The sequence below is a fragment of the Mycobacterium sp. 360MFTsu5.1 genome, from assembly GCF_000383495.1.
Taxonomy (GTDB): Bacteria; Actinomycetota; Actinomycetes; order Mycobacteriales; family Mycobacteriaceae; genus Mycobacterium; species Mycobacterium mucogenicum_B.
The window spans coordinates 11442-35778 of record NZ_KB911472.1 but is presented as its reverse complement, the minus strand read 5'-3'; the positions used below and the strand labels follow the sequence as shown (position 1 = coordinate 35778).

Below are 24337 nucleotides of genomic sequence, written 5' to 3'. Positions count from 1 at the left end.
GGCTGCGTCAAATTTGAGTTGCGGGCCTACTCGGCCGTCAGCACCGCCCGAGCGCCGACGGGACTGGCCAGCGGCACGATGATCTGGCCGGGCATGATCATCATGGTGCAGACCATCCGCTCGCGATCCGACCGCCGGCCCGACGTCAGAGTGACCACCACGGTCTGGTCGGTCTCCGTCGCGGTGGCGTGCACTCCGTAGCAGTCGGGCGATCCGACCGAAACATTCAGCGCCACAGCAGGTTCGGGGTCCATCCGGCTCCATGACTCCGCGGCCAGCGGATGGGGGTCGACGATCGCCGGATCGTCGACGAACGTCGTTCCCGGCGACAGCGGCGCCTCCGGAAGCGGCACCGGGTCCGCCGAGGCCGTCGGCGCCAGGCCGACGGCCAACCCCAGTCCCGCGGCGGCGACCCTGAGCACTACGCCCCGACCCGTGCCACGGCGAAACCGTCCCAGCCCTTGGCGCCGACGGTCTGGATGGCGGCGGCTTCCAGGCGCGGGTGGTTGCCCACCAGCTCGAGCATGTTGCGTACCCCGTGCGCCTGCAGGTCATCGGCCGCCGGTTCGAGCACGCGGCCCATGCGGGTGACGTTGTCGACGACGATCACCGCGCCCGGCGCCGCCAGTCGCACCGCCCAGTCGACGTAGGCGCTGTTGTTCTCCTTGTCCGCGTCGATGAAGAAGAAGTCGAACTGCGCGCCGCGCTCCGCCAGCTGCGGCAGCGTGTCGAGCGCTGCGCCGACGAGCACCTCGACGCGGTCCGCGACGCCGGCCCGCTCGAAGTTGGTCTGTGCGACCGCGGCGTGTTCCGGGGAGTACTCCAGCGTCGTGACGCGGCCCTCGGCGCCGACGCCGCGGGCGAGGTTGATGGTGCTGTAGCCCGCAAGGGTGCCGATCTCCAGCACCCGGGTGGCGCCGCTGATGGTCGCCAACAGCGACAACAACTTTCCGTGCTGCGCCGAGACCTCGATGGCCGGCATGCCCGCCGTCACGGCGGACTGGCGCGCCGCGGCCAGCGCCTCGTCCTCGGTGTGCAGCACCCGGTTGAACATCTCGTCGACAGCCTGCGGCTCGGGTTGCGTCATGGCCCCAGGCTAGCGCGGGCGCCACAGGTCCGAGATTGACCGATTCTGGTTCGGCACGAACCGCCGACCACTTAGATGACGTTCATGTCGAATCACTTCACGGGGCTCAGCCTCGGCCCACCCCTGGGCGACCAGCGCCTGGACCTCTGCGACCTGTACGCATTCCAATCGCCGGCCGACCCGGCCCGGACGGTGCTCATCCTCAATGCCAACCCCAACGCCGACGCCCTGCACCCCGATGCCATCTACCGGTTGGCCATCGACAACGACGGCGATCTGCGCAACGACATCGCGTTCAGTTACGTGTTCTCCGAGCCGGATTCGGGCCGGCAGACCGTCGACGTGTACCTGGCAACCGGCGAGGCCGCCAGATCACCGGAGGCGATGGGCGCCAAGATCTTCGAGGGCGTCGAGGTATCGTTCGGCAAGGAGCCCGTGATCGCCCAGTCCGGCGACTACACATTCTTCGCCGGCGCCCGCAGTGATGCCTTCTTCTTCGATTTCGACGGCATCAAGAACCTGTTCGACATCAGAGGCGGGCGCAACTTCACCGCCCTGCACCTCAGCGGCGAGTTCCCGTGGACCGGAGTCGATTCCAATACGAAGGCCAACGTGTGCTCGATGGTCCTGGAACTGCCGACCACACAACTGCTGGGCACCGCGCCCGACTTCCGGATCTGGGGCCGCTGCAGCGTCCGGCGCGACGGCACGCTGTTGCATGTCGACCGGGCCGGGCATCCGTCGGTAAGCAGCTTCTTCAACACCGACGACACCAAAGAGGAGTACAACGCCAGCGAGCCGGAGCGCGACCGGGACCGGTGGATGCCGATGTTCGTCCACCTCCTGGGGCACACCGGCGGCTACACGGACGAGGAGGCTGTCGCCGCCGTCGATGCCGAGGGCATCCTGCCCGACATGCTGACGTTCAACCCGTCGCTACCGGCCAAGTACCCGAACGGGCGGACGTTCACCGACGACGTGATCGACTACCGACTGGCGTCTTTGACCAAGGGCGACTGCCCACCGTCAGGTCTGAGCCCACACGCCGACACCTTGGACGTCTTCCCGTATCTGGGGCCACCGCACTAGACGATCACCAGAGGGACGCTCGCCGGCCGCGAGCGTGCGCGGAGTACACGCCGAACGCGGCGTGTACATGTACAAACACGCACGCTCGCGGGAAACGGGTCAGCGGACACCCTCTTTCGCGTAGACCACCCGCAGCACGTGCCCGACCTCCGGGCCCATCACCAGCTCCGCCAATTCGCAGAACGCCGCGGTGAACGCCGGACCGTGCGGCGGCACCGCGGCCGACAGGTGGTGGGCCAGCTCGTGCAGAACCACCAATTCCCTCAGCGCCCAGGTTGATTGGCGTTCAGGTACCGCGATGACCGCGCCGCCCTCACCCGCCTCGTAGTGGGCGGCCGTCACACCCCGCCGTGCCCGTACCGCCACCGCACCCGCGTCGGGCCACCGCGCCGCCACCGCCGGCATCGTCAACACCTGGTCGACATAGCGCCGCACCGCGTCGACGGACCCGAAGCGAGCCTCGGGCGGCAACGTCAACTGTGCCCCGAAGAACTCGACCGACCGATTGCCGCGCTCCCCGGCGCGGTCGAACAACGTGCGCACGAACTGCTCAGCGGCGTACACCGCGGACCGTTGAACGTCCCGGGTCATCGCTCCAGAGCCGTACGCGCACCGGACAATTCAGGACTCGGCCCGAGCCGCGCGCGGCGCCCGGCCCGGTCGCCGGCCCGCCGCGCCGCCGACGAGTAGCCGGCCGAAGCACTCGTCGCCCGCCAGCTCCCCCGCGCCTGCGACGTCTTCTTGTAGAACGACACCAGCTCAAGGTCCTTGTTGCGCAACGCAAGCGCGGTCCCCGGCTGATCGGCGCGCTCGGCCGTCGCCGCCTGCCGGGCCTCCTCGCGCGCGTCGACGAGCCGCTGCCCGACGCGCGCGCCGAACGCCAGCTGGAAGTTGAGCCGGGCGGTGATGGTCGGCGTCGGCCGGTGCGCGCCCGTGGAGATGTAGGCATCCGACGACTTGACCATCTGCACCACCACGCTGGCGTACAGGGCGTGGGTGGCGTCGATGTCCTCGGCGAACCCGTAGGCGTAGACGAACGTCGAGTTGGACGCGATATCGCATTTCACGTCGTTGGCCCGCGCGATCAGCACGAACAACTGCACGAACGTGCGCAGACCCCGGGTGCCCGCCTCCCCGATGGTCACCGTGCGCTGCACCGGCTCCTGGGCCGCGGTCCGGGTCGCCGAATGCGCCCGCGCCACCGCCAGATCGATAGACGTCGTGGTGGCCAGCCGCTGCGCTGCCGCCATGAACGCCTCGGCCTCGTGCGGGTTGTCAGTGTTCTCGGCCTGCCGCAGCAAGGCCGCGATCCGAGCCAACATCCTGTCGTCACTCATGGCGCCAACCACCTTGTCCGACAAGAACTTTCAGATACATTGCGCTTGATCTATCCCCCATGGCGGCAGTGTACGACTACCTTCCGACAAATCCGTCCAGCGCGCCCGTCAGCTGCGGGGACAGCGGCGCCTTGTTGGCGTAGTTGGCGACGTTGTCGGTCGGATCGTCGCGCAGCACGTGGCTGACACCCTTGAGCGGAACCACGGTGAGCGCGGTGTGCGCCAGCGCGGCGATCAGCGGCTGCTCCGCCTCGCAGAAGGCCTGGACGTCCGAATCCGAGCAGGTCAGCAGCACCGGCATGCCGTTCGGCAGCTTCGCGGCCAGCGCCAGCGGGTCGATGGCGTCCGCCTCCAGCACCGCCTTGGCGTTGGCGGGGTTGAGGATCGCGCTCAGGCCTTCGGGCAGCTTGGCCGGCGGGGTGCCGGTGGCGCGCGTCGACGCGACGGCCGCTGACCAGTCCGCCAGCACCTGGTCGGCCTGTTGCCGGGTCTTGGCGCCGGCTTTCACGTCGGCGTCGACCGAGGCCCGCACGCGGTTGGTGATGACATCGAGATACCGGCCGGCCAGCGGCTGCAGCAGCGCGAGCGAATGGATCTTCGGGGCATCCGGGCCGGTGTCGGTGGCGAGCGCCAGCGCGTGGACGGTGCCCTCGCCCAACCCGTAGACCGAGATGCGCGCGGTGTCGGTGCCCTTCTGCGCAGCCAGGAACTTCACGGCCGCCTTGGCGCCGGCGGTATACACCGCGCTGCCCACGTCACGCAGGTTCTGGGCGTGCGGCCCGAGCCCGGTCTTGCCGGTGCCGACCTTGTCGTACCGCAGGCTGTCGACCTTCTTGTCGGACAGGTACTCGGCGAGCTGGCGCATGTTGCCGACCTTGCCGGCGACGGCGTTGTCACCGTTGCGGTCGGTTTGGCCGCTCTCGGAGATCAGCAACACCGACGGCGCCGCGGCGGCTCCGGGCACATGGCGGTAGCTGCCGTGAATGGTCAGGCCGTCGGCGACGAAGCTGACGTCCTCATCGACCCAGTCGCTGCCACCGCCCGGCTTGTCCGAACCGCACGCCGCCACCGCCAGCACCGCCAGCCAAACCAACAGGCGCACAGCCCATTTCACGCGAGCACCCCAGTCACAGCCGCACTTCGATCCAGCTCACGACGTCGTCGAGCACCACTGCCTTCTCGGGCTCGTTGAACACCTCGTGGTACAGCTTCGGGTAGACCTTCAGCGCCACGTCGGACGAGCCGACGCACTCCACCAGCTTGCGGCTGCCGGCCACCGGGACCAGCTTGTCGTCCTCGCCGTGCACCACCAGCAGCGGCGCGGTGAGGGCGGCGGCGCGCTGCGGCATGGTCTCGCCGACCCCGATCAGCACCTTGCCCACCCCGGCGGGCACCTTGCCGTGATACACGAGCGGGTCGGCGTTGTAGGCCGCGACCACCTCGGGATCACGCGACACCGCGTCGAACGGCAGGCTCTGCGCGGGCAGCCCGGGAAGGATGGAGCCCAGCAGCTTCGCCGCCAGCGCCAACGGCAGGCCGACCTGGGACCGGGCGTCGACCGCAGGACCGGACAGCACCATGAGGTGATAGTCGTCAGGGTGCTCGACGCCGTACGCGAACACGATGCCGCCGCCCATGCTGTGGCCGAGCACGACCCGCTTCAGCTCGGGGTATTCGGCGGTCGCAATGCCGACCAGGTGGTGGAAGTCCCCGGTGTACTCGGAGATGTCCCGGACGAACACGCGTTTGCCACCCGAGCGGCCATGGCCCCGGTGATCGAGCGCGAAGGTGATCAGCCCGGCCTCACCGAACCGTTGCGCGACATGGTCATAACGACGGGCATGCTCGCCGAAACCGTGCGACAGGATCACCACGCCCGTCGGGTCGGTATCGGGCACCCAGACGTCGTAGACGATCTTGGTGCCGCCGATGCCGTCGAAGCTGCGTTCGCTGCGGGTCGTGGCCATGGAGAGACAATATCTGGGGTCCGGCCCCAGCGCGTCCGTCGCCGCCGTGACGCCCGCCGGATGTCACACCCCCTGCGTACCCTGGGTCACGTGAGTGTCCTCAGAGAAGACGCGGCAGCCACACCGGCACAGTCCAGGGACGCGTTCCTGGCCGACGCCCAACGGCACCGGCGTGAGCTGCTGGCCCACTGTTACCGCATGACCGGTTCTCTGCACGACGCGGAGGACCTGGTGCAGGAGACCTACCTGCGCGCCTGGAAGGCCTACGACAACTTCGAGGGCAAGTCGTCGGTGCGGACCTGGCTGTACCGCATCGCCACCAACACCTGCCTGACCTCACTGGAAGGCCGTCAGCGCCGGCCGTTGCCGTCGGGGCTGGGCCAGCCGGCGGCCGACCCGCAGGCCGAGATCACCGAGCGCACCGACACCGCCTGGCTCGAGCCGCTGCCCGACGTGCACGACGCACCGGGTGATCCGCAGACCATCGTCGGCTCCCGTGAGTCGGTGCGGCTGGCGTTCATCGCTGCGCTGCAACATCTTTCGCCCCGCCAGCGCGCGGTGCTGGTGCTGCGCGACGTGCTGCAGTGGAAGGCCGCCGAGGTCGGCGAGGCCGTCGGCACTTCCACCGCCGCCGTCAACAGCCTGTTGCAACGGGCCCGTGCCCAGCTCGATGCCGTCGGCCCCAGCCAGGACGACGCCCTCGTCGCCCCGGAGTCCGACGAAGCCAAGGACCTGCTGGCCAAGTACGTCAACGCCTTCGAGTCCTACGACATGGACGCGCTCGTGAAGCTGTTCACCGCCGACTCGGTGTGGGAGATGCCCCCGTTCGACACCTGGTACTCGGGCCCGCGGGACATCGTCGAACTGTCCCGTTTCAAGTGCCCCGCCGAGCACCCGGGCGACATGCGGTTCGTCGCCACCACCGCCAACGGGCAGTCCGCCGCGGGCATGTACATGCGCAATGCCGAGACGGGCCGGCACGAGGCGTTCCAGCTGCACGTGCTGGACATCAAGCCCGACGGCATCTCGCACGTCGTCGCGTTCATGGACCCGACGCTGTTCGAGAAGTTCGACCTGCCGGCCCACCTCTGAGCCCTCCGCCACCGTTCCAGCCGCGAACCCGGCCGGCCTCGACGCGCCCGTTTGCGGCACCCTGCGCACTACTGCTGCTAGTTTTTGATAATTCTCAACAACATGTTCTGACGCCATATTGATGCAGGTAGACGGCCTGCCATAGCATCTTTCTGGAACGTGTTCTCACTTTGTGGCTATGATCTTCGTCATGAAGACCAAAGGTGCTCTGCTGTGGGAAGTGAACTCCCCCTTCCAGGTCGAGGAGATCGACCTCGGTGACCCCGTCGCCGACGAAGTACAGATCCAGATGCATGCCGCCGGCATGTGCCACTCCGACTACCACCTGACCACCGGCGCGACCCCGATGCCGCTGCCGTGTCTGGGTGGGCACGAGGGCGCGGGCGTCGTCACCAAGGTCGGCAAGAACGTCACCGGCATCGAAGAGGGCGACCACGTCATCCTCGCGTTCATCCCGGCCTGTGGCTCCTGCCCGCCGTGCATGAAGGGCTTCCGCTCGCTGTGCGACCGCGGCGCCGTCCTGCTGGGTGGCAAGTCGATCGCCGACGGCACCAACCGCATTCACACCGCCGGCGGCAAAGAGGTCGCGGCGATGAACCTGCTGGGCACCTTCGCGCCGTACATGACGGTCCACAAGGACTCCGTCGTCAAGATCGACAAGGACATCCCGTTCGAGTCGGCCGCCATCATGGGCTGCGCCGTGCCGACCGGCTTCGGCTCGGCCACCAACGTCGCGCAGGTCCAGCCCGGTGAGACGGTCGCCATCGTCGGCGTCGGCGGCATCGGCATGAGCGCGCTGCAGGGCGCGGTGATCTCGGGCGCCAAGCACGTCATCGCGATCGACCCGAACCCGTGGAAGCGCGAGCAGGCGATGAAGTTCGGCGCGACGCACGTCTACGCCTCGATGGCCGAAGCCATCGCGCCAATGATCGACCTGACCTGGGGCCTGATGGCCGACAAGGTCATCATCGCCGTCGGTGAGATGAAGGGCGAGTACATCGAAGAGGCCATGATCCTGACGGCCAAGACCGGCACCTGCGTCGTGACCGGCATGGGCTCGATGATGGACGCCGACGTGAAGCTGAACCTGTTCCTGTTCACGATGTTGCAGAAGACGTTGAAGGGCAACATCTTCGGTGGCGGCAGCTCGCACATCGAGACCCCGCGCCTGGCCGCGCTGTACAAGTCCGGCCTGCTGAACATCGACGACATGATCACGCGGACCTACAAGCTCGAGGACATCAACCAGGGCTACCAGGACATGTTGGACGGCAACAACATTCGTGGCGTCGTCACCTTCGACGAGTCCGACTGGTAACTGTTCTTTCGCGAACAGCCGAAGCTGCCCCTTTTCCGCGGAGAAGGGGCAGTTTTGTGTCCTGGCCACGATCACCGGGCGTTCCGATACGCACTGGGCGATACGCCGACGCGCTTCCGGAACGCGGTGGCGAAGTGGTTCGGCGTCGAAAAGCCAACTGATGATGCAATTTCGGCGATACTCGTCGCGCTGGACATCAACAGCATCTTGCCACGGTCGATCCTCAAGTCCAGGAGGAACTGGTACGGCGTGGTGTGAAAGGCCCGGCGGAACGCGCCGATGAAAGCGTGCACCGGCATTCCCGCCAACTGCGCCAGTGCATCCAGATGAATCTCGGAATCCATTCCGTCGCTGAGGAAGTCGACGAGCCTGGAACGAGTCTGGGCGTCGAGGTGCCGATGCCCTGGTTTCCTCGGTGCCGTCGCGGTGTACTTCTCGCAGATCAGCAGGCGGGTGGTTTCAGCCAACGAGTGGGTGAGTAATCGCGCCATGGCGTCGTCACGGTCGGCAACGCTGTAAATTTCCTCGACCAAATGGTGAATGAGCCTGTCCCGGTACTTGATTCGGGGCAACAGTGCCGTGTCGTCGATCACCCCGCGCGGGACGGCAATCTCACAAATGCCGGCGACATCGCCTTGGACCAGCGCCGCACATTGAACGCCCGCCGGCTTCCACCAGACGTCTCCCGCCGTCGGCGGCACCTGGCCCGATGGTCCCCAGTCCAGCGCGGTCTGGATGGAATGCATGGCGCCACCGCGATATACGTACACCAGATGATGCGTGTCACTGAAGCTGCACCAATCCGTTGGCGCCGAGATGCGCTCCGTGGAGAAGGCGAACGACAACCCGCGCGCCGCAACATCCTCGCGCTCCAACACTATTCGCGGCGTAAGCGGGCGGTCGCCGTCCCACGGCTTCATCCCCATCGGAAACCCCACTGGCACATCATTTTCGATCACACGGTCGGCGGAATGCTAGGCCTTCCGAGATGAACCGTGGCTGGTTTTGCAAACCTACCTTCTAGTAACTTCGCCTGGTTTGAATATTTGAAAAGCCCTACAGAATGTGAATGCACATCTGCCGTTCAGTCCGTACTTTTTGGGCCGGTCAGTGACAGCTGACCTCCTCGACTGAACCAAAGGAAACCGAGTTGAGTCTCGCTCTACGCCCGTATATGAACGCCGGCGTCGCGCTCGTCGGCGCCGGCGTCATTGCCCTCACCCCCGTCACGGCTTCCCCAGCGGCCGTTCATGTTCCGGCCCTGCGCTCTGCCGCAACGGTCGAACTCACGGCATTCACCAACCCGCTGGAGACCTGGGCGTCGGTTGGGCAGGCGACTGTGGGCAATCTGCTGGACATCGGTCATTACCTCGCGGCACACCCTGCGCCGGTCCTCCAGCAACTCATCGCAAACCGTATGACGGACGCCAACACGTTGGGCACAATTCTTCAGACCGTCGCGACAGGGCTTCAGGGATGGCTCAGCCCCTGGAGCCCGGATGGTATCGCCCACTACGCGCATGTTGCGGCCGATCAAGCCCGCGCAGGCGACCTTCGAGGAGCAACCGACAGCTTGTACAACGGGATCGTCAATGGGTTCAAGTTCAAAGTAGGGCTGCCGTTGCTGGGCACGCTCGCCATCTGGCAGAGCGTGGCAAAGGACGTGTACACCATCGCCACCGAACTGCCGTACGCTCTCGCCATCGGGCCGTTCCAGTACTCTTTCACCGCCATCAAGACATTCCAGATGGCAGTTGGTGACACCCTGCAAGGGTTCGGCGACGCGCTCAAGGCGCGCGATCTCGTCACCGCGGCGAGCTTTCTCATCAATGCACCGGCAGTGATAACCGGCGCAGTCCTGAACGGCTATTCCTATTTCGACACCGCTGGGGTCCTGGGCGAGGACGGCGTGATCAATCAACTGATCAGATATACGCGCGAAAGGGTCGCACAGGCTCTCAAGCCCAAATCAACTGCAGCCGTGGCACCTCGATCAGATGTTGACTCGGCAATTTCAGACTCGACTGCCGCATCGGCGATCACTCCGTCCACCAATCCTGCAACCGCATCGTCAGGGACGGCGGTCCCGACGAAGCCCGGTTCAGCTCCCGCGCCGGCGAATTCGACGAAGAGCGAATCGACGCCAACAACAATTGACACGACCGCAGCCGCATCGACAACAACCAGCCAGGAAGCTGCGGTTCCAGTCGCCAAGACCGTCGCCGGCCCCACACCGACCCAAGCAGTCAAGGACGTCGAAAAAGCTGCGGCGAAGGCGATCTCGACTGCCGGTAAGCAGATCACATCTGCCACCAACAAGTTCGGCGAGGATCTGAAGAAGACTTTCACGAAGCCCCGCAAGCCCGCCAAGACGGATGCATCGACCAAGCCGACAAAGCCCGACTCAGACAGCAGTGGCGCGAACACGGGCCAGAAGGCCAGTTCGGGGGCAGCCAAGTAGAGATCGCACCCGCGAACGCCCCCAATTCCTTTCGAGATCGGGGGCTTTCGCACGACGTGCGGAAGCTACTCCTCCGTTTTGGAGGCGGGCGCCACAGGCTCGGCTGGTGCGCTCTTGTGACGCGAGCCCGACCACTTGACGAAGACGTAAAGCGCCCCGCCGAGGACCGCCAGTGGAATCAGCCACGGCAGCAGGAATCCGAACGCCAGTACGAGGTGAGAACCGAAGGCCCACAACGTGTCCCAGCCATGTTCGATCTGCCCGAAGAAGCCGTGATAGCGCTCCGGGGCTGGGCCGCCGCGACGCTCGGCGGTGATCTGGACGTCGACCGAGCTGTAGGTGATCTGGTCGCGGAGGGTGTCGCGCTGCGCCTGCAGGCTCTGTAGCTCGGCCTGCCGCGACGACAACGCCTCCTCGGCCTTGATCAACGCATCGGGGTCCTTCGAGTCACGCATGATCCCGAGCAACCGATCCACCGACGTCTTCAGCGCGGTGATCCGGGCATCGAGGTCGACACGACGTGCGGTGACGTCGTCGGTCTTGACCTCGAGCGTCTGGACGGTGCCGAGCCCCTTGAGCGCCGCCAGGGCAGGGTCGAGCCCGTTGGCCGGCACTCTCAGCACCAGGTGGACGCTCGCGCGGCCGGACGTCGACCCCGCGTCGTCCGAGCGCTCGTCGACGCGGCCGCCCGCTTTGTCGACGATCGTGGTCGCCTTGTCCGCGGCCGCCGTCGGGTCCGCGGTGACGAGGATCAGCGACGCGGTCTTGACGATGTCCCGCGGTTGTTCGACGGGCGGCGCCGGCGCCTCGGGGGCACCGCCTTTGAAATCCGCGCCACTCTTGAGCGGCGCCGGTGCCGCCGGGGCCGACTCGGAATGCCGCGTCGAGTTGCCGCCGCTGCACCCGGCCACCAACCACAACGATGCGATCAACAGAGCGAGAAATACGACCGGCCGGAACCGCGTGCGCGTCATGCCATCCGAGCGTACCGAGCGATTCACAGGAATTCGGCGGCGAATGTGCAGCCAGATCGCCAAGACGGCTGGATCCGCAATCTCTGCGCACATTCGGTGCGGGGTCGGCGCGCGCAGTCCCGCGGGGCGACCCCGCAACAAAACTGCCCCTCATCCGAAGACGAGGGGCAGTTTCGTGTCTGTTCGCGAAAGAACTACTTCGGAGGCATCCGGATGCCGCCGTCGACGCGGACGACCTCGGCGTTCATGTACGAGTTGGTGATCAGCTCGATGACCATGGAGGCCAGCTCCTCGGGCTTGCCCAGGCGGTGCGGGAACAGCACCGACTCGCCGAGCTTGGCCTTGAAGGCCTCCGAGGCTTCGCCCTCTCCGTAGATCGGGGTGTCGATCAGGCCGGGGGCCACGGTGTTCACGCGGATGCCGACTGCCGACAGGTCGCGCGCGACCGGCAGGGTCAGGCCGACGACGCCGCCCTTGGACGACGAGTACGCGGCCTGGCCGATCTGGCCGTCGAACGCCGCGACGCTGGTCATGTTGACGATGGCGCCACGCTCACCGGACTCGGCGAGGTCGTTCTTGCTCATCTGGGTGGCGGCGATGCGGATGCAGTCGAAGGTGCCGACCAGGTTGATGTCGAGGACCTTCTTGTACAGGTCCAGGTTGTGCGCCGACTCGAACTCGCCGTCCTTGCCGATGGTGCGCTGGGCCCAGCCGACACCGGCCGAGTTCACGAGCGCACGCAGCGGGCCGAGGTCAGCGGCGGTCTTGACCGCGTCGATGATCTGCTCGGTGTTGGTGACGTCGACGGTGACGAAAACGCCGCCGATCTCCTTGGCGAGGGCCTCGCCCTTCTCGGCCTGGAGGTCGGCAATGACGACCCGGGCACCCTTGGCGGCCAACTGACGGGCAACAGCCGCACCGATTCCTGACGCGCCGCCGGTGACGACCGCGCTAGCTCCATTGATATCCACGCCGACAGCGTATGCGAGGCCGTCCGCTCACCGGGACGGACCTCGCAAAGCTCATCCGGCGTCGACATCATGCCGATCGAACCCGGCGAATCGGCCGAATCGGAGGTCGGCTGAAACACCTCGTCGTCGGTCCGCCCGGTGCGAGGATCTGTGCGTGTCCGGCATCGATCTGGCAGGGACCCGGGAGGCCTTGCGGGCCGCAGCGTCCCGGACATCCGCACTCGTACGCAGCGTGAGCGATCCCGCCGCTCCGGTCCCGAATCTCTCCTGGACCGTGGCGGAGACCGCTGCTCATCTGGTCACCGGCTTGCAGCACTACGCGGGGCTTGTCACAGGGGAGACGGACATTCAGGAGTACCTCGCGCTCGCGCCGCCGCGTGCTACGCCAACCGAGCGAGGGGTGATCGCAAACGCTCGCATGCTCGAGGAGTTCACGGAACGGGATCCGCGCCGGCTCGCCGACCTGCTGATCAGCGCAGCGGAGAACTTCATCGCGGTATCCGACCGGCGGCCAACTGACGAACCGATACCGGCCTTCAACGGTTTGGCCATGACCGTTCCGGTCATGGCCAGTGCCATGCTGGGCGAGCAGCTGCTCCACGGCCTCGATATGGCCCGCGCTGTCGGGGGCGACTGGACGATCTCGAGAGCCGAGGCGTTGCACGTTATAGCCGGTGTAATGGCGATGATTCCCGACTATGTCGACCGGCAGAAGGCCGCCGGACTGCACCTGGCTTATGAGCTGCGATTCCGGGATGGTCCCCGCTATCGCGTCACGATCGAGGACGGATCCGCCGCCGTGGGCCCGGCCGGCGGGGCCGTCGACTGCTGGATTTCAGCCGACCCCGTCGCGTACCTGTTGGTGGGCTATGGCCGGACCAGCCAGTGGGCGTCGATTCTGCAGGGCAAGATCCTGTCGGCAGGCCGCAAGCCCTGGCTCGGCGCCAAACTCGGCCAACTGTTCGTGAAAGTGTGATGCGACGCCGCGAACGGCTACTACTGCGGGCAGACCAGCACGGTCTCGTGGAAATGCCAGCTGTCGATGTTCACGTACTCACCGGGCGCACCGGGGACCGAACCGCTCGAATTCAGTTCCGGGATGTAGACGGCGTTGATCCGCGCGCCAAAACCGAAGCCGGTGTTGTATTTGACGCCGCCGGACTGCTCGATGGTCCAATTGACCATGCCATCGGCGTAGGTGTAGGTCCGGTTGATCTGAAGGTCCTTGCCGATGCCGACGCTCTTCTCACGCTTGAGCACCATCGGGGTGCCGTCCAGCGGCACACAGCGTTCGGCATGCGCTTGCGGGGCGGGCAGCCATGCCAGCCCGGCGATCAACGCGCCCGCTGTCGCAACGGTGGCGACCGAATGTTTCACGTGAATCCTCCCCGCAAACCCGACGGTCCCTACTGTAGCCGCGAATTCGCTCCGGCTCCCCCGCTCCGTCAGTCCACTCTCCCGAGCACCGTCGCGGTCCACCGCCGCAACGCGTCCGCCTGCGACCGGCTCATGCCCTCGAACACCGTCGCGCGCACCAACTCGGCATGCCCGGGGGCGGCGGCCTCGAGCGCCTCCCGCCCTCCCGTGGTGACCGTGACGACGGCGGCGCGCCGATCGTCGGCGGCCCCGGACCGCTCGATCAGACCGCGCGTCCGCATGCGCGCCAACTGGTGAGACACCCGACTCTGCTCCCACCCCAGATGGGCACCGAGTTCACCCATCCGACAGTCGGGCAGCTCACTGAGTGCGACCAGGACGTCGTAGTCCGCCAGCGACAAGCCGTGATCGCGCTGCAGCTGCCGGTTGAGTGCCGCCTGCAAGCGGCCGCTCATGGCCAGGTACGCGCGCCAGAGTTCCTGTTGGTCGTCGGTCAGCCACATGAAATATATGACACATCATTTATGTTGTGCCGTCCAGTAGGGACACCTAAGCTCACCGACAACGACAGGGGCCGCCATGACCGAAACCATCGACATCCGTCGCGCCGCCGACCGCGACGCCACCCGCATCTCGTGGCTGGACTCCAAGCATTCGTTCTCGTTCGGCGGTCACTACGACCCGGCCAACACCCACCACGGCCTGCTGCTGGTGAACAACGACGACCGCGTCGCACCGGGTTCGGGATTCGAGACGCATCCGCACCGCGACATGGAGATCGTCACCTGGGTGCTGCGCGGGTCGCTCGTGCACCAGGACTCGACCGGCAACTCGGGCGTCATCTATCCCGGACTGGCGCAACGGATGTCGGCCGGACGCGGCATCCTGCATTCGGAGAAGAACGACTCCTGGCGCCTGACCGGGGCCGAATCACACAGCGAGCCGGTGCATTTCGTGCAGATGTGGGTCGTGCCCGACGAGTCCGGCAAGACGCCCGGCTACCAGCAGCTCGAGATCGACGACGAACTGCTGCGCGGCAAGCTGGTCACCATCGCCTCGGGCATGCCCGGCCACTCCAATGACACCGCCATCACCATCGGCCAGCGCAACGCGGCACTGCACGGCGCCCGCCTGGAGCCCGGCGACAGCGTCCAACTGCCGTCGGCGAAGTACTTACACCTGTTCGTGGCCCGCGGCGAGGTGGCGCTCGAGGGTGCCGGGCCGCTGCAGGAAGGTGACGCCGTCCGGCTGACGGCGTCGGGCGGGCAGCGCGTCACCGCCACAACACCGGCCGAGATCCTGGTGTGGGAAATGCACACCGATCTGCTCGGCTCGTAACCCAGCACCAACGGCCCCGCCCCGACTCCGGTCGGTGGCGGGGCCAATTACCGTGTCCGCCACGGTGATTCATCCGTCGCCGAGCCGTGATGCGGACGTGACCAAAGTTGACAGAGTGTTTGCTGTGGCTACGCTGAAGGTCGTTGTATCGGACCGGAGGAAGGGCCACAATGTCGTTTCTCGGGCCGGTTACCCGACGCGACACCATCCGTCGCGCGCGAAAGATCGTCAGGCGCACAACGCTTCTGGCCTTGTGCGCCGGCCTGGTCGGCACCATTGGCGTGCCGGCCGCCCAGGCCGCCGACGGGCGCTCGCTACTGGTCAACGCCATCACCAACTACCGCGGCAGCTTCCTGGTCTACAACTTCGGCGGTGATCACCCCGCGCCGATGCTCAACGCCGCGGGCAACTGGTACGAGTCCGGCAACGGCGGGCACCTGCTCGTCATCAAAGCAGCGTCCCAGCGCATGAATCCCCGCCTGCTCGTCGACTCCCACCGTGGCATCCAATCCCGCTGCGAACGCGATCCCCGGGCCCGTACCGCCGAAGGTCTGTTGCAGGCTTCCGAAGTCTTCACCCCACTGGAGGCCTGGCAGGCACTGGGCCGGCCCACCATTGCGGTGAACGCCAACTTCTTCGACATCCGCGGCCAGCAGGGCGGCTCGTGGACGTCGACGGGCTGCAGCTCGCCGCTCGGCGCGTACGTCGACAACACCCGCGGCCAGGGCCGCGCCAACGCCGCGGTCACCGGCACCATCCCCTACGCGGGCAAGCAGGGCCTGTCCGGCGGTAACGAGGTATGGACGGCGCTGAGCACCATGATCATCCCATCCGATGGCGCGCCCCACATGATCACCCCAAGCAGCACAAGCGATTTCAACGCTGCGACGGGCCCGATCAACAACCTGGTGAACCAGGGTGCCCGGTTCGTCGCCGTCAGCGGCATCGGCCTGCTGGCGCCCGGCGACACCGGCCAGCTGAACGACGGCGGCCCCAGCGCCGCCCGCACCGCGCTCGCGTATGTCCGAAGCCGCGACGAGATGTACATCTTCCAGGGCGGCAGCCACACCCCCGACCAGATTCAGGACCTGTTCCGGGGACTCGGCAGCGACACCGCCATCCTGCTGGACGGCGGCGGCTCGTCCGCCATCGTGCTGCGCCGCGACACCGGCGGCCGCTGGGCCGGTTCCGGTACCCCGCGGGGTTCCTGCGACACCCCGGCAGTGCTGTGCGACTCCAGGGAACGCGCCCTTCCCGGCTGGCTCGGCTTCGCCTGATGCGTCAGGCGGCAGGCCGCTCCGCCACCGGTGCCGCTGTCGGCACCGGGATCAGCCTTGGCGCCAACGTTTTTCGGCTCCTTCTCGACCTCGGACCCGCCCGACCGGGACGTCCGTTTTCTGCCCGCGCCATGGTGCGGCTCGCCCTTCTCGCCATCCCGCGCCGACACCGACCTCCCGTCACCGGACTCGAGATCGAACGCTTCCCGGCGTGCCTGCGGATCGGCCTGAAGATCGGCCTCCGTATCGGTCTCGGGCTCTTCTGCCTCGGGCTCGGCATCGGGGTCTGTCTCGGCCTGTGTCTCTGGCTGTTGGGCCGGCTGCTCGTCGGCATCGTCGTTGCCGCCCGCCGACTACTGGCCAGCGTTCTTCACCTGCGAGCCAGTCACACCGGCCCGGTTGCGCGACAGCGGCGCGGAATTGAGAGACGCACGCACGATGGCGGCCGTCAGGCCGGCGGCGCCGGCGTGCGGCGACGGCACGCTGCTCGTCAGACCTGCGCGAGACCGACCACTGTGCCCAGAAAGTCATTGGGCAGCAACCGGTTTGGTGGCGAAGCGCGGCCCCGACGACGCGTCGCGTACCACTGACGGAGAGCGACCAGCCCATCTGACCCGACCGAAAAGAACGCCCGACGTGAATCCACGTCGGGCGTTCCTGTTGCCGTGTGTCAGCCGGCGTGGGCGGCTGAGCCCCCGCCGGTCGCGGCGGTGGACTTCGCGGCGCCGTCCTTCTTCTGCTTCTTGGTCTTCGGGACGTCCTTGGTGACCTTCTCGGACTTGTCGGTGCCGGCCTTGGTGGCCTTGGTGTCCTTGTCGGCCTTCGCGGGCTTGTCGGCCTTCTTGTCCTTCTTGTCCTTGCTCACGGTCGACGTGCCGTCCGCGTCGTCGGCGGCGTGCTTGGGCTTCTGGCCGCTGTCCGGCGTGGACGGGGTGCCTTCGGGCGCGGCGTGCTTGCCCGAGGAGTCCTCGGTGCCCGTCTTGGTGTCGGACTTCGGGTCGGTCTTGGTCTCGGTCTTCGGGTCGGTCTTGGTGTCCTCGGCCGTGGGCTCGGCCTTCGGGTCGGTCTTGGGATCTTCGACGGCCGGCGTGGTACCGGTCTTGTCCTCGGCCGTCTTGTCCTTCTCGCCGGCCGTCTGGTCGGTGGCCTGCTTGCCGTCCTTCTTGCTCGTGCCGGTGAAGCCGGTGAGGTTGGCCGACAGCGGCGCCAGCTTCGGCGTGGTCGACGGGATGTCCGTCGCGGCCGCCGAGCTGACGACGCCCTCCTTGGCCGCCAGCGAGTTGATCGTCGCGCCCTGTGTGAGGCCGCCCAGCGTGCCCAGCACATTCTTGAGCAGGTTCTGCACCGTGCCGGCCAGGCCACCCAGCGGGTTGAAGCCGCCAAGCTTGCCGCCGGTGATCAGCTTGATCAGCGCTTCGACAGCGTTGTCCGGCGCATCGGTCGGGTTGGCGCTGAAGAATTCCTTCTTGAATCCGGCCACCAGCGAGTTCATGATGTCCGCCGGCACCTTCTGCCAGTTGACATTCGGGAACGAGAAGAACGGCGTCGGGGTGCCGGGGTCGTTCAGCGTACGGCTGTAGGTGCCGTCCGCGTTGCGGACCACGTCGGTGTAGCCCAGATTCACCAGGCTCGTCATGGCCGGCGCGAGGGCGTTCGCCAACTTGTAGATGGGGCTGCCCAGCGTGCCGAAGCTGACCATGTTCAGCACGTCGCCGGTGAGGTACATCGGTTCCATCAACGGCAGCGTGTTGGTCGGGATCGTCAGATAGATGTTGACGGCCAACGGGTTTCCGGTCAGCAGGCCACCGGTGAGTGCGCCGAGCTGGGTGGTCAGCTGGCTCGTCAGCGTCGCGGTCGAGATGCCGCGCAGCAGGTAGGTCGGCAGCGTGCCGGCGACCAGGTTGTTGGCCAGGCTGAACGGGTTGGGCCAGGCGGCCAGGTCCGAGAACGGCTGGTATTCGAGGGTGGCGTCCACCTTGATGGGCAGCAGGTTGGCGCCGCCGATGCCCAGTCCGGTGTTCAGCAGCGGGATGCCGCCGCTGTTCGCGGCGTGCACGTCCGGGGTGATCAGGTTGATGCCCAGGAGGTCGCCGATCGGGTAGAAGCGCGCCAGCAGGCCGCCGTTGGCGCGGCCCAGGTTGTTCAGCAGGATCATGGGCAGGACGGTCAGGCTGCCGAGCACCGGGCCCGCATGATTCGCACCGCCCGGCTGGTTCGCCAGGTCCGCGAGCACCTTCGAGTACGCCTGTCCCATCGAGAACGCCCCGAGTCCGAAGCCGACGCTGATCGGTACGCGCACGTCGATCAGGTCCAGCTTGTCCAGGCCGATGGCACCGCCGACGGTGTCGATCGCGAGCTGCAGGGCAGTGACCAGCGGCCCCAGCACCGGAAGTTGCCCAGCTCGGCTCAGCACGGTGTCCAGCAGACCCATGGCGCCGACATCGAGGTACTCGGTGTTGTTGATCGCGTTGGCGATGGCGTTGGCGGTGCCCGGGGTCCAGCCGAGGTCCAGGCCCGCGATCTTCAGCAGCGTGAACACCGGACCGGCGGTGACGATGTTGACGCCGGGAACGTTCAGGTCGCTCAGGTCCAGGATGTTGTCAAGGTGAATGCCCAGAATGTCCAGCAGACCGCTCAGCGTCACGTTGCCCTGGGCGTCCATGATGCCCAGCCCCTTCAGCAGCGGGACCAGGGCACCCGTGAGGAGCGGGCCCAGCGCCGCGTTCAGCAGCGGCGTCAGCTTGATCGGCAGCGCATCGAGGATCTGGCTCAACAGGTTCTTCGGCAGCTGGTTGATCAGGTTGGTGAGGTTGAGCCCGCTGAGACCGCCGATGCCGCTGAGCGCCTGGACGAGCGGCGGAAGCAGCGCCTCGACACCGCCCTGGGCCAGGTTGTAGGCGGCGTTGCCGACGCCGAAGGTGATGTCGGGCAGCACGCCCGGTTTCGGGAACGGCGTGGTGAATGCGGACAGGTTGACGGCCGAGTGCGACGACGGCACCACGCGCGGCGCCGGCGCGTTCGGCACCGAGGCCGTCACGGTCATGGCGGTAACTGTTGCAGCAGTCACCCCCAGCAATGCCGCCCGCTTTGCTTGAACCCGCCCTGCGAGATGCGTAACAGCCATTTGCCCCGTCCCCTCAGCCGCCACAATCGGTTATCAACCGGACGGTAACATTAATGCATCGCAGCTCCAACACGCACTTTGACCTGCCCCTTTCCCAGATTTGGCAAACAGGTGAACGGAGCTCGCGCCAACGGTTGAACGCCACGAAGTCAGCTAATTTTCGCGTCGCGAAAATTGTTTGCTGGTCGAGAGGCGGGGCGGTTCTCACCCGGGGCCGGACGCCGGCAAATATTGACGCCGACAGTCACTGTGATGTGCGACCGCTGCAGGTCCAGACGTGATTCACGCCATAGCCGGCCTGTACGCCGCGCGCCCTCCGCCATTTGCAACCGCCCCGCGACAGGCGATTCACAGTGTGCTGACAGGTAGCGCGCGTCAATTCAGGCAAACACGCCCAAAGCGGGCTGCCGTTACAGCTGGGGAGTCAGATCCAATTTGGTCAGGGCGCTCATCTGACTGACCTTCCAATCAGCGCCGGAACGCTTCAAGGTCAGCCGGTACGACAGGTACCGCAGCGAGGGGATGCCCTTGGTCAACGGACTCGTCGCGACGGAGTTGGTGTAGACGATCGCGGTGGCCTCATTTGCACTGATACTTTCCACCGCTGTGCCCATCACCTTGGTCTGGTTGGTGACCTGAGCCTGCTTGTTGCTGGCGACGATCGAATCGACGAACTTGCGGTACTCCTCGGCGAAACCACCGGCCAGATACTGCTGCGACCGGTCCGCCAACTTGTCCATGTCGTTGGGCGAGTACGACCACAGCGTGGTCACCGCCGCGGCAGCGATCTTGGCGACCTGGAACTTGTTCTGGACCAGGGCGCGATCCGCCAGATACGGCTGCGCCGCGGCACCCGCGAACGCCGACGCACCGACGAACAGCGCCGCCGCCACGACACCGGCGATCAACAGCTTGCGTCCGGCGGGGCGATGCGGCACCAGCGTCACCGGAGCCGCCTCTTCCGCGGCTACCTCGTCAACCGTGTCGCCGTCCGAATCTTCCTGCGCGGCAGCCTCTTCCGGCTGCTCATCGGCTGCTGCGGCCTCATCGGCCGGGGCGGTAGCAGCGTCGTCAACGGCCTCGTCAGCCGGCGCGGTGTCCTCAGCGCCGGCGGCATCCGCAGCAGGCGCGGCGTCGGCGGCCTTCTGCCGGGGCAGCCGGTGCCTGCGCCGGGCGGCCTTGCCCTGCGGGGCGTCGGCCGGAGCATCGGCCACAGACTCCCCGGGGGTCACATCACCGGATTCATGCGGCTGATCTTCCACTGCTGCCCTTCCTGCGTAGCCGTTACCACCCAACGCGAGCCGCTTTCCACGGTCGCGTTGCCGTCCGGCGTCGTCGTCGTCAGCTTCATCGCGATCAGCACGTCCGCGCTGCCGTCGTCGTTCCACCGTTGCACGCCCGCGTCTTCGACGGTCCCCTCCGCCGGTTGCGCGCGCGCCACCTGCATCAGGATCTGGTCGTGCTTGTCCTTGAACTGTTTGGCGAAATCGCCGGTGGACTGGCCCGCGATCTTCTCGACGTAGGCATTGGCGTGGAACGGGTCGACCGCGGTGAAGCCCCTCATGAACTCTTTCACGTAGCCCAGTACCGCCGCGGACTTGGCCTGACTCGCCACGTCCTTCTCGTGCTGGACCAGCAGGTAGGTGCTGGCTGCGATGGCGGACATCACCAAAACCGTTGTGACGCAGGCGATCACGATCAGCGTGACGCGCCGGGGCACCGCCGCAATAGCTTTGAAGTAGTCACCGGCGACGAAGCGCTCGGCGGCATCGATCTTGCGACGCGGGCTCATCAGCGTCCTCCCCGCGGGCTCTTGAGCACCGTCAGATTCGACAACTGCCACTTGCCGTCAGACGACTTCACGAAGTCGACCCGCACGGTGGCGGTGATGAAGCGCAGCGTGTTGGCGTCGACGCCACGTTGTCCCTGCAGCGCAAGCAGCATCGTCGCCTGATCAGTGCCCGCGCTGAGGATCGCGCTGCTCACCGCGTAGTACTGGTTGGTCGTCGGCTTCTTGCTCACCGCCTGCTGCTGCTTGATCAGCTGGTCGCGGTAGCCGTCGGTGACCAACGCCTGCGCGGTCTTGAAGTCGTTCTGATACGTGTCGATGCCGTAGCTCAGGACGTGCTCGACGATCTTGGGACCCTGCTCGGAAATCTGTTGCCGCGCCTCGTCGACCGCGCGGTCGTGCCGGAACTGCACGCCGTAGCTCAGCCCCACCGCCGCGATACAGACCAGGGCACCGGCCGCCAGCACCTGCCCGGCCCGCCGCGACGGGTCCCGCTCGGGAGCCGGTACGACGCGAACTTCGGTGTGCAGCAACAGATCTGCGAAGGTGCGGTGCCGCGGATCCCACAGCGGCCACAGCCAGCCCAGCAGCACCGCGACGGTGTCCAACAGATGCGCGAGGTCACGCAGGACCAATCGGCCCATGCCGGCCGGAACGCCGGCGGGCACCCGCTCCACCCGGATGGCGAACAGCGACCGGCCCAGGCTCCATCCGGTGATCGACGGCAGCAGCCACCGGTTCACCAGGATCGCGGCCACGGCCAGTGTCGCCACGGCGGCGTACACCCACAGCGTCCAGTCGGCCCGGGCGGCGTAGCCCAGCTGGGCCATGACGGCGATGATCGCCACGCCCAGCAGCACGTCCAGTGCGAAGGCGCCGGCCCGTGCCGGCCACGAGGCCAGCACCGGTGCCGCTTCGAACTCGGATCCCGTGCTCACTGACTCGGCGCTCGTCGTCTCCTGACCAACCGTCACGAGGTGACCTGGTCGAGCTTGGCCACCTTGAACTTGCCGTCCACCGGTGCCATCTGCGCCCGCATCCGGTAACCGACTTCCTTGTCCTTCTCGGCGCTGTTGTTGATCTTCACGCGCACCGCCACCAGGACGTCGATCGAACCGTCGTCATTGTGTTTCTCGACGGCCGCCCGCATCTGCGAGATCTGCACCTGCACGTTGGCGGCCTTGTACGCCTCGAGCGTGATGCCGCTCATGAACGACGCCTGCGTCTGGTACGCGCCGGTGGCGCACTCGATGATCTTCGTCTGCGCGGCGATCATGGCCGACGTGTCGGGTGCCTGGGTGGCCGTGACGCAGTCCTTGGCTGCCGCGATGGCGGCCGTCTCGTTCGCCGCGAGTGCCTGGCTCTCCCGATGCGATTTGAGCGCGAACCAGCCACCCGCGCCGACCGCGGCGGCCAGCACCACGAGCGCCACACACACCGTCAGGGCGATGCCCCGCCCGATCCGGGCGGGGCGCTCTGATTCGCCGGTTACGCCCGGCGCCTCGATCGATTCCTCGGCAGACGGCTCTGTCGTCACCACGTCCTGGGACGTGACGTCCTGCTCATCGGTGGGGTTCAGCTGGCTGGTGCCAGCATCTCCTTCCATCCGTCGTCTCCTGGGTTGCTCGAGTTACTGACCGAATACTTCACACCATTCGGTCCGACCACCTGACCGCTTTGCGGGTTGTAGGTGGCCTCTGGTCCTGCTGCCGGAGTGTAGAGGCACTTGTTGGGTTGCTGCCCGCTGCACTCCACCGTGCCCTGCCCCGGTGCGCTGATCGGGTCACTGGACGGCGCCGACGCCCGCTCCGGCGGCGGCAGCATGTTGGCCGGCAGCGGGTTCATCCCGTTGTTGATCGACGGCGCCGGGATCACCTTGCCCGGGTCGACCGGCTGATCACAGCGCGCCGCGGGAGCCGGGCAGTTCACGATCTGGTCCGGGGTGCCGTACCACGGGTTGGTGCCCAGCGGCTCGTACGGCTTGTTGTCGCGGCACTCCATGGGGCTTGCCGCGCGTTTCGCCGGTGCATCCACACAGGGCAGGTTGCGCGAACCGCGGACCGTGTTCTGGGCGTCCTTCGGGATCTTGCAGTACAGGCCCGACTCCAGCGGCGCGGTCGACGTGTCCGCCGGGGACCGCCACTGCGACGCCGGCAGGAAGCCGGTGAGGCACGGCGGCGGCTGGTTGATGCCCAGTGCCAGGTTGATCGGGAGTTCCTTCTCGTAGACCGCGGTCAGCGAGTCGACGATCGGGCCGGCCATCGGCAGCACCACCAGCACCTGCTCGAGGCCCTTGTTGTAGCGCTTCAACATGTCGAGCACGATCTCGACGTTGGCCAGCGACTGCGGCAACGCGTCCCGGACCTCGCCGAACACCGCGTTGAGCTGATCAGCCGTCGGCGCGCCCTGCTGGATGGCGCTCCGCAGCGCCGCGTCCTGCTGGGCCGACTGGCCGGCCAGCACATTCAGGTTCCGGGCCCACCGCGAGATGGCGTCACCGGACTTGACCTGGCTGTCGATGATCGGCGCCGAGTTCTGGATGATGTTGTCGACCGAACCGAGGTTGTCCTTGAAGTCCCCCGCCAGCGCCTGCGTGCCGTCGACGAGGTGCTGCAGTGACGGGCCGAGCCCGCCGACCGCCTCGGCGGTGTAGTCGAGCAGCGCCCCGATCTTCTCCTTCGGCAGAGCTTGGAGCGCGTTCTGCGTCGCGTCGAGCGCCGGGCCGACCTCCTTGGGCACCGACCCCTTCGTGATCGTCTGGCCCGAAGAGAGGTACTTCGTGGACGGGTTCTCCGGCGGTACGAGGTCGATGAACTGCTCACCGACCGCCGACACCGAGTGCACGTTCGCCACGACGTTGTCGGGGATCTTCAGCCCGTTGTCGACGTCCATGGTCACCCGGGCGCCCTTGGCGGTCGGCTCGACGGCCAGCACCTTGCCGACGGTGTTGCCGAGGTAGGTGACGTTGGCGGTCTTGTACAGACCGGCCGAGTTGGGCAGTTCGGCGTACAGGCGGTACATGCCCACCCCGAGGTACGTCGGCAACTTCAGGTACACCAGGGACAGCCCGACCAGCGCCGCGACGGTCACGATGCTGAAGATGATCAGCTGAATCTTCAGAAACCGGGTGAGCATC

The 24337-nt window shown here is 66.8% G+C and carries 25 protein-coding genes; 8 read left to right on the top strand and 17 right to left on the bottom strand.

Annotated elements, in window-relative coordinates; all coding sequences use genetic code 11:
* Positions 1 to 26 precede the first annotated feature (26 nt).
* Together H289_RS0124000 and H289_RS0123995 are read right to left on the bottom strand one after the other, a co-directional pair.
* Positions 27 to 422, bottom strand: a complete 396-nt coding sequence (locus H289_RS0124000; protein WP_020103387.1) for a hypothetical protein — start codon at positions 420 to 422, stop codon at positions 27 to 29.
* Positions 422 to 1087 carry an O-methyltransferase gene (locus tag H289_RS0123995; RefSeq protein WP_020103386.1) on the bottom strand — a complete coding sequence of 222 codons (666 nt, stop codon included), beginning with the start codon at positions 1085 to 1087 and terminating at the stop codon, positions 422 to 424. The genes H289_RS0124000 and H289_RS0123995 overlap by 1 nt, the downstream gene beginning before the upstream one ends.
* Before the next feature lie 84 nt (positions 1088 to 1171).
* On the opposite strand from H289_RS0123995, the gene H289_RS0123990 reads away from it, so the two are divergent.
* Positions 1172 to 2176, top strand: coding sequence for a DUF4331 family protein (locus H289_RS0123990; protein ID WP_029105667.1), 1005 nt, complete (start codon positions 1172 to 1174; stop codon positions 2174 to 2176).
* 99 nt (positions 2177 to 2275) lie between these two features.
* Here H289_RS0123990 and H289_RS0123985 read toward each other — a convergent pair whose 3' ends face one another.
* The 4 genes from H289_RS0123985 to H289_RS0123970 all read right to left on the bottom strand — a co-directional run bounded on the left by H289_RS0123985 (position 2276) and on the right by H289_RS0123970 (position 5480).
* Complete coding sequence (locus H289_RS0123985) at positions 2276 to 2767, bottom strand: TIGR04338 family metallohydrolase (protein ID WP_020103384.1); 492 nt, start codon at positions 2765 to 2767, stop codon at positions 2276 to 2278.
* Positions 2764 to 3513, bottom strand: coding sequence for a DUF2786 domain-containing protein (locus H289_RS0123980; RefSeq protein ID WP_020103383.1), 750 nt, complete (start codon positions 3511 to 3513; stop codon positions 2764 to 2766). Before H289_RS0123980 ends, H289_RS0123985 begins: the two co-directional genes overlap by 4 nt.
* Positions 3514 to 3589: 76 nt before the next feature.
* Complete coding sequence (locus tag H289_RS0123975) at positions 3590 to 4627, bottom strand: alpha/beta hydrolase family protein (protein WP_020103382.1); 1038 nt, start codon at positions 4625 to 4627, stop codon at positions 3590 to 3592.
* A 13-nt stretch (positions 4628 to 4640) separates the two neighbouring features.
* Positions 4641 to 5480 (bottom strand): alpha/beta hydrolase, encoded by an 840-nt coding sequence (locus H289_RS0123970; protein WP_020103381.1) that lies wholly within the window; start codon positions 5478 to 5480, stop codon positions 4641 to 4643.
* 60 nt (positions 5481 to 5540) lie between these two features.
* On the opposite strand from H289_RS0123970, the gene H289_RS0123965 reads away from it, so the two are divergent.
* Together H289_RS0123965 and H289_RS0123960 are read left to right on the top strand one after the other, a co-directional pair.
* Positions 5541 to 6572, top strand: a complete 1032-nt coding sequence (locus H289_RS0123965; RefSeq protein WP_029105666.1) for a sigma-70 family RNA polymerase sigma factor — start codon at positions 5541 to 5543, stop codon at positions 6570 to 6572.
* 190 nt (positions 6573 to 6762) lie between these two features.
* Entirely contained in the window at positions 6763 to 7890 is a 1128-nt protein-coding gene (locus tag H289_RS0123960; protein WP_029105665.1) for an NDMA-dependent alcohol dehydrogenase, read from the top strand.
* A gap of 71 nt (positions 7891 to 7961) precedes the next feature.
* On the opposite strand, the gene H289_RS0123955 is transcribed toward H289_RS0123960, so the two are convergent.
* The gene (locus tag H289_RS0123955; protein WP_231388117.1) at positions 7962 to 8849 is read right to left on the bottom strand and encodes a helix-turn-helix transcriptional regulator; all 888 of its coding nucleotides are present in this window, start codon (positions 8847 to 8849) and stop codon (positions 7962 to 7964) included.
* Between the two features lie 191 nt (positions 8850 to 9040).
* Between H289_RS0123955 and H289_RS0123950 the strand changes: the two genes are divergently transcribed.
* The gene (locus H289_RS0123950; protein ID WP_141772283.1) at positions 9041 to 10351 is read left to right on the top strand and encodes a hypothetical protein; all 1311 of its coding nucleotides are present in this window, start codon (positions 9041 to 9043) and stop codon (positions 10349 to 10351) included.
* Between the two features lie 65 nt (positions 10352 to 10416).
* On the opposite strand, the gene H289_RS0123945 is transcribed toward H289_RS0123950, so the two are convergent.
* Entirely contained in the window at positions 10417 to 11325 is a 909-nt protein-coding gene (locus tag H289_RS0123945) for a DUF4349 domain-containing protein (protein WP_020103376.1), read from the bottom strand.
* A gap of 194 nt (positions 11326 to 11519) precedes the next feature.
* Positions 11520 to 12296, bottom strand: coding sequence for an SDR family NAD(P)-dependent oxidoreductase (locus H289_RS0123940; RefSeq protein ID WP_029105664.1), 777 nt, complete (start codon positions 12294 to 12296; stop codon positions 11520 to 11522).
* A gap of 154 nt (positions 12297 to 12450) precedes the next feature.
* On the opposite strand from H289_RS0123940, the gene H289_RS31205 reads away from it, so the two are divergent.
* Positions 12451 to 13272, top strand: a complete 822-nt coding sequence (locus tag H289_RS31205) for a maleylpyruvate isomerase N-terminal domain-containing protein (protein ID WP_177127415.1) — start codon at positions 12451 to 12453, stop codon at positions 13270 to 13272.
* A 20-nt stretch (positions 13273 to 13292) separates the two neighbouring features.
* Here the strand turns inward: H289_RS31205 and H289_RS0123930 are convergent, their stop codons facing one another.
* Together H289_RS0123930 and H289_RS0123925 are read right to left on the bottom strand one after the other, a co-directional pair.
* The gene (locus H289_RS0123930) at positions 13293 to 13673 is read right to left on the bottom strand and encodes a hypothetical protein (RefSeq protein WP_020103373.1); all 381 of its coding nucleotides are present in this window, start codon (positions 13671 to 13673) and stop codon (positions 13293 to 13295) included.
* A gap of 68 nt (positions 13674 to 13741) precedes the next feature.
* Positions 13742 to 14176: a MarR family winged helix-turn-helix transcriptional regulator gene (locus tag H289_RS0123925; RefSeq protein ID WP_020103372.1), complete on the bottom strand. Its 435-nt coding sequence runs from the start codon at positions 14174 to 14176 to the stop codon at positions 13742 to 13744.
* Between the two features lie 76 nt (positions 14177 to 14252).
* On the opposite strand from H289_RS0123925, the gene H289_RS0123920 reads away from it, so the two are divergent.
* The 3 genes from H289_RS0123920 (at position 14253) to H289_RS33175 (ending at position 16878) form a co-directional block, all read left to right on the top strand.
* Positions 14253 to 15011, top strand: a complete 759-nt coding sequence (locus tag H289_RS0123920; protein WP_020103371.1) for a pirin family protein — start codon at positions 14253 to 14255, stop codon at positions 15009 to 15011.
* A 170-nt stretch (positions 15012 to 15181) separates the two neighbouring features.
* A complete protein-coding gene (locus H289_RS0123915) occupies positions 15182 to 16288 on the top strand; it encodes a phosphodiester glycosidase family protein (protein WP_081633528.1) in 1107 nt (368 codons plus the stop codon).
* Positions 16288 to 16878, top strand: a complete 591-nt coding sequence (locus H289_RS33175; protein ID WP_141772281.1) for a hypothetical protein — start codon at positions 16288 to 16290, stop codon at positions 16876 to 16878. The genes H289_RS0123915 and H289_RS33175 overlap by 1 nt, the downstream gene beginning before the upstream one ends.
* Positions 16879 to 16958: 80 nt before the next feature.
* Here the strand turns inward: H289_RS33175 and H289_RS31200 are convergent, their stop codons facing one another.
* The 6 genes from H289_RS31200 to H289_RS0123880 form a co-directional block, all read right to left on the bottom strand.
* Positions 16959 to 19331, bottom strand: a complete 2373-nt coding sequence (locus tag H289_RS31200; protein ID WP_020103368.1) for a hypothetical protein — start codon at positions 19329 to 19331, stop codon at positions 16959 to 16961.
* A gap of 491 nt (positions 19332 to 19822) precedes the next feature.
* Positions 19823 to 20626: a hypothetical protein gene (locus H289_RS0123900; protein WP_020103367.1), complete on the bottom strand. Its 804-nt coding sequence runs from the start codon at positions 20624 to 20626 to the stop codon at positions 19823 to 19825.
* Positions 20627 to 20640: 14 nt separating this feature from the next.
* The gene (locus H289_RS0123895) at positions 20641 to 21204 is read right to left on the bottom strand and encodes an Rv1363c family protein (RefSeq protein WP_020103366.1); all 564 of its coding nucleotides are present in this window, start codon (positions 21202 to 21204) and stop codon (positions 20641 to 20643) included.
* A complete protein-coding gene (locus H289_RS0123890) occupies positions 21204 to 22139 on the bottom strand; it encodes an RDD family protein (RefSeq protein WP_029105660.1) in 936 nt (311 codons plus the stop codon). The genes H289_RS0123895 and H289_RS0123890 overlap by 1 nt, the downstream gene beginning before the upstream one ends.
* Positions 22140 to 22171: 32 nt before the next feature.
* Entirely contained in the window at positions 22172 to 22807 is a 636-nt protein-coding gene (locus H289_RS0123885; RefSeq protein WP_020103364.1) for a hypothetical protein, read from the bottom strand.
* Positions 22777 to 24336: a virulence factor Mce family protein gene (locus H289_RS0123880; RefSeq protein WP_020103363.1), complete on the bottom strand. Its 1560-nt coding sequence runs from the start codon at positions 24334 to 24336 to the stop codon at positions 22777 to 22779. The genes H289_RS0123885 and H289_RS0123880 overlap by 31 nt, the downstream gene beginning before the upstream one ends.
* Between the last annotated feature and the right edge of the window lies 1 nt (position 24337).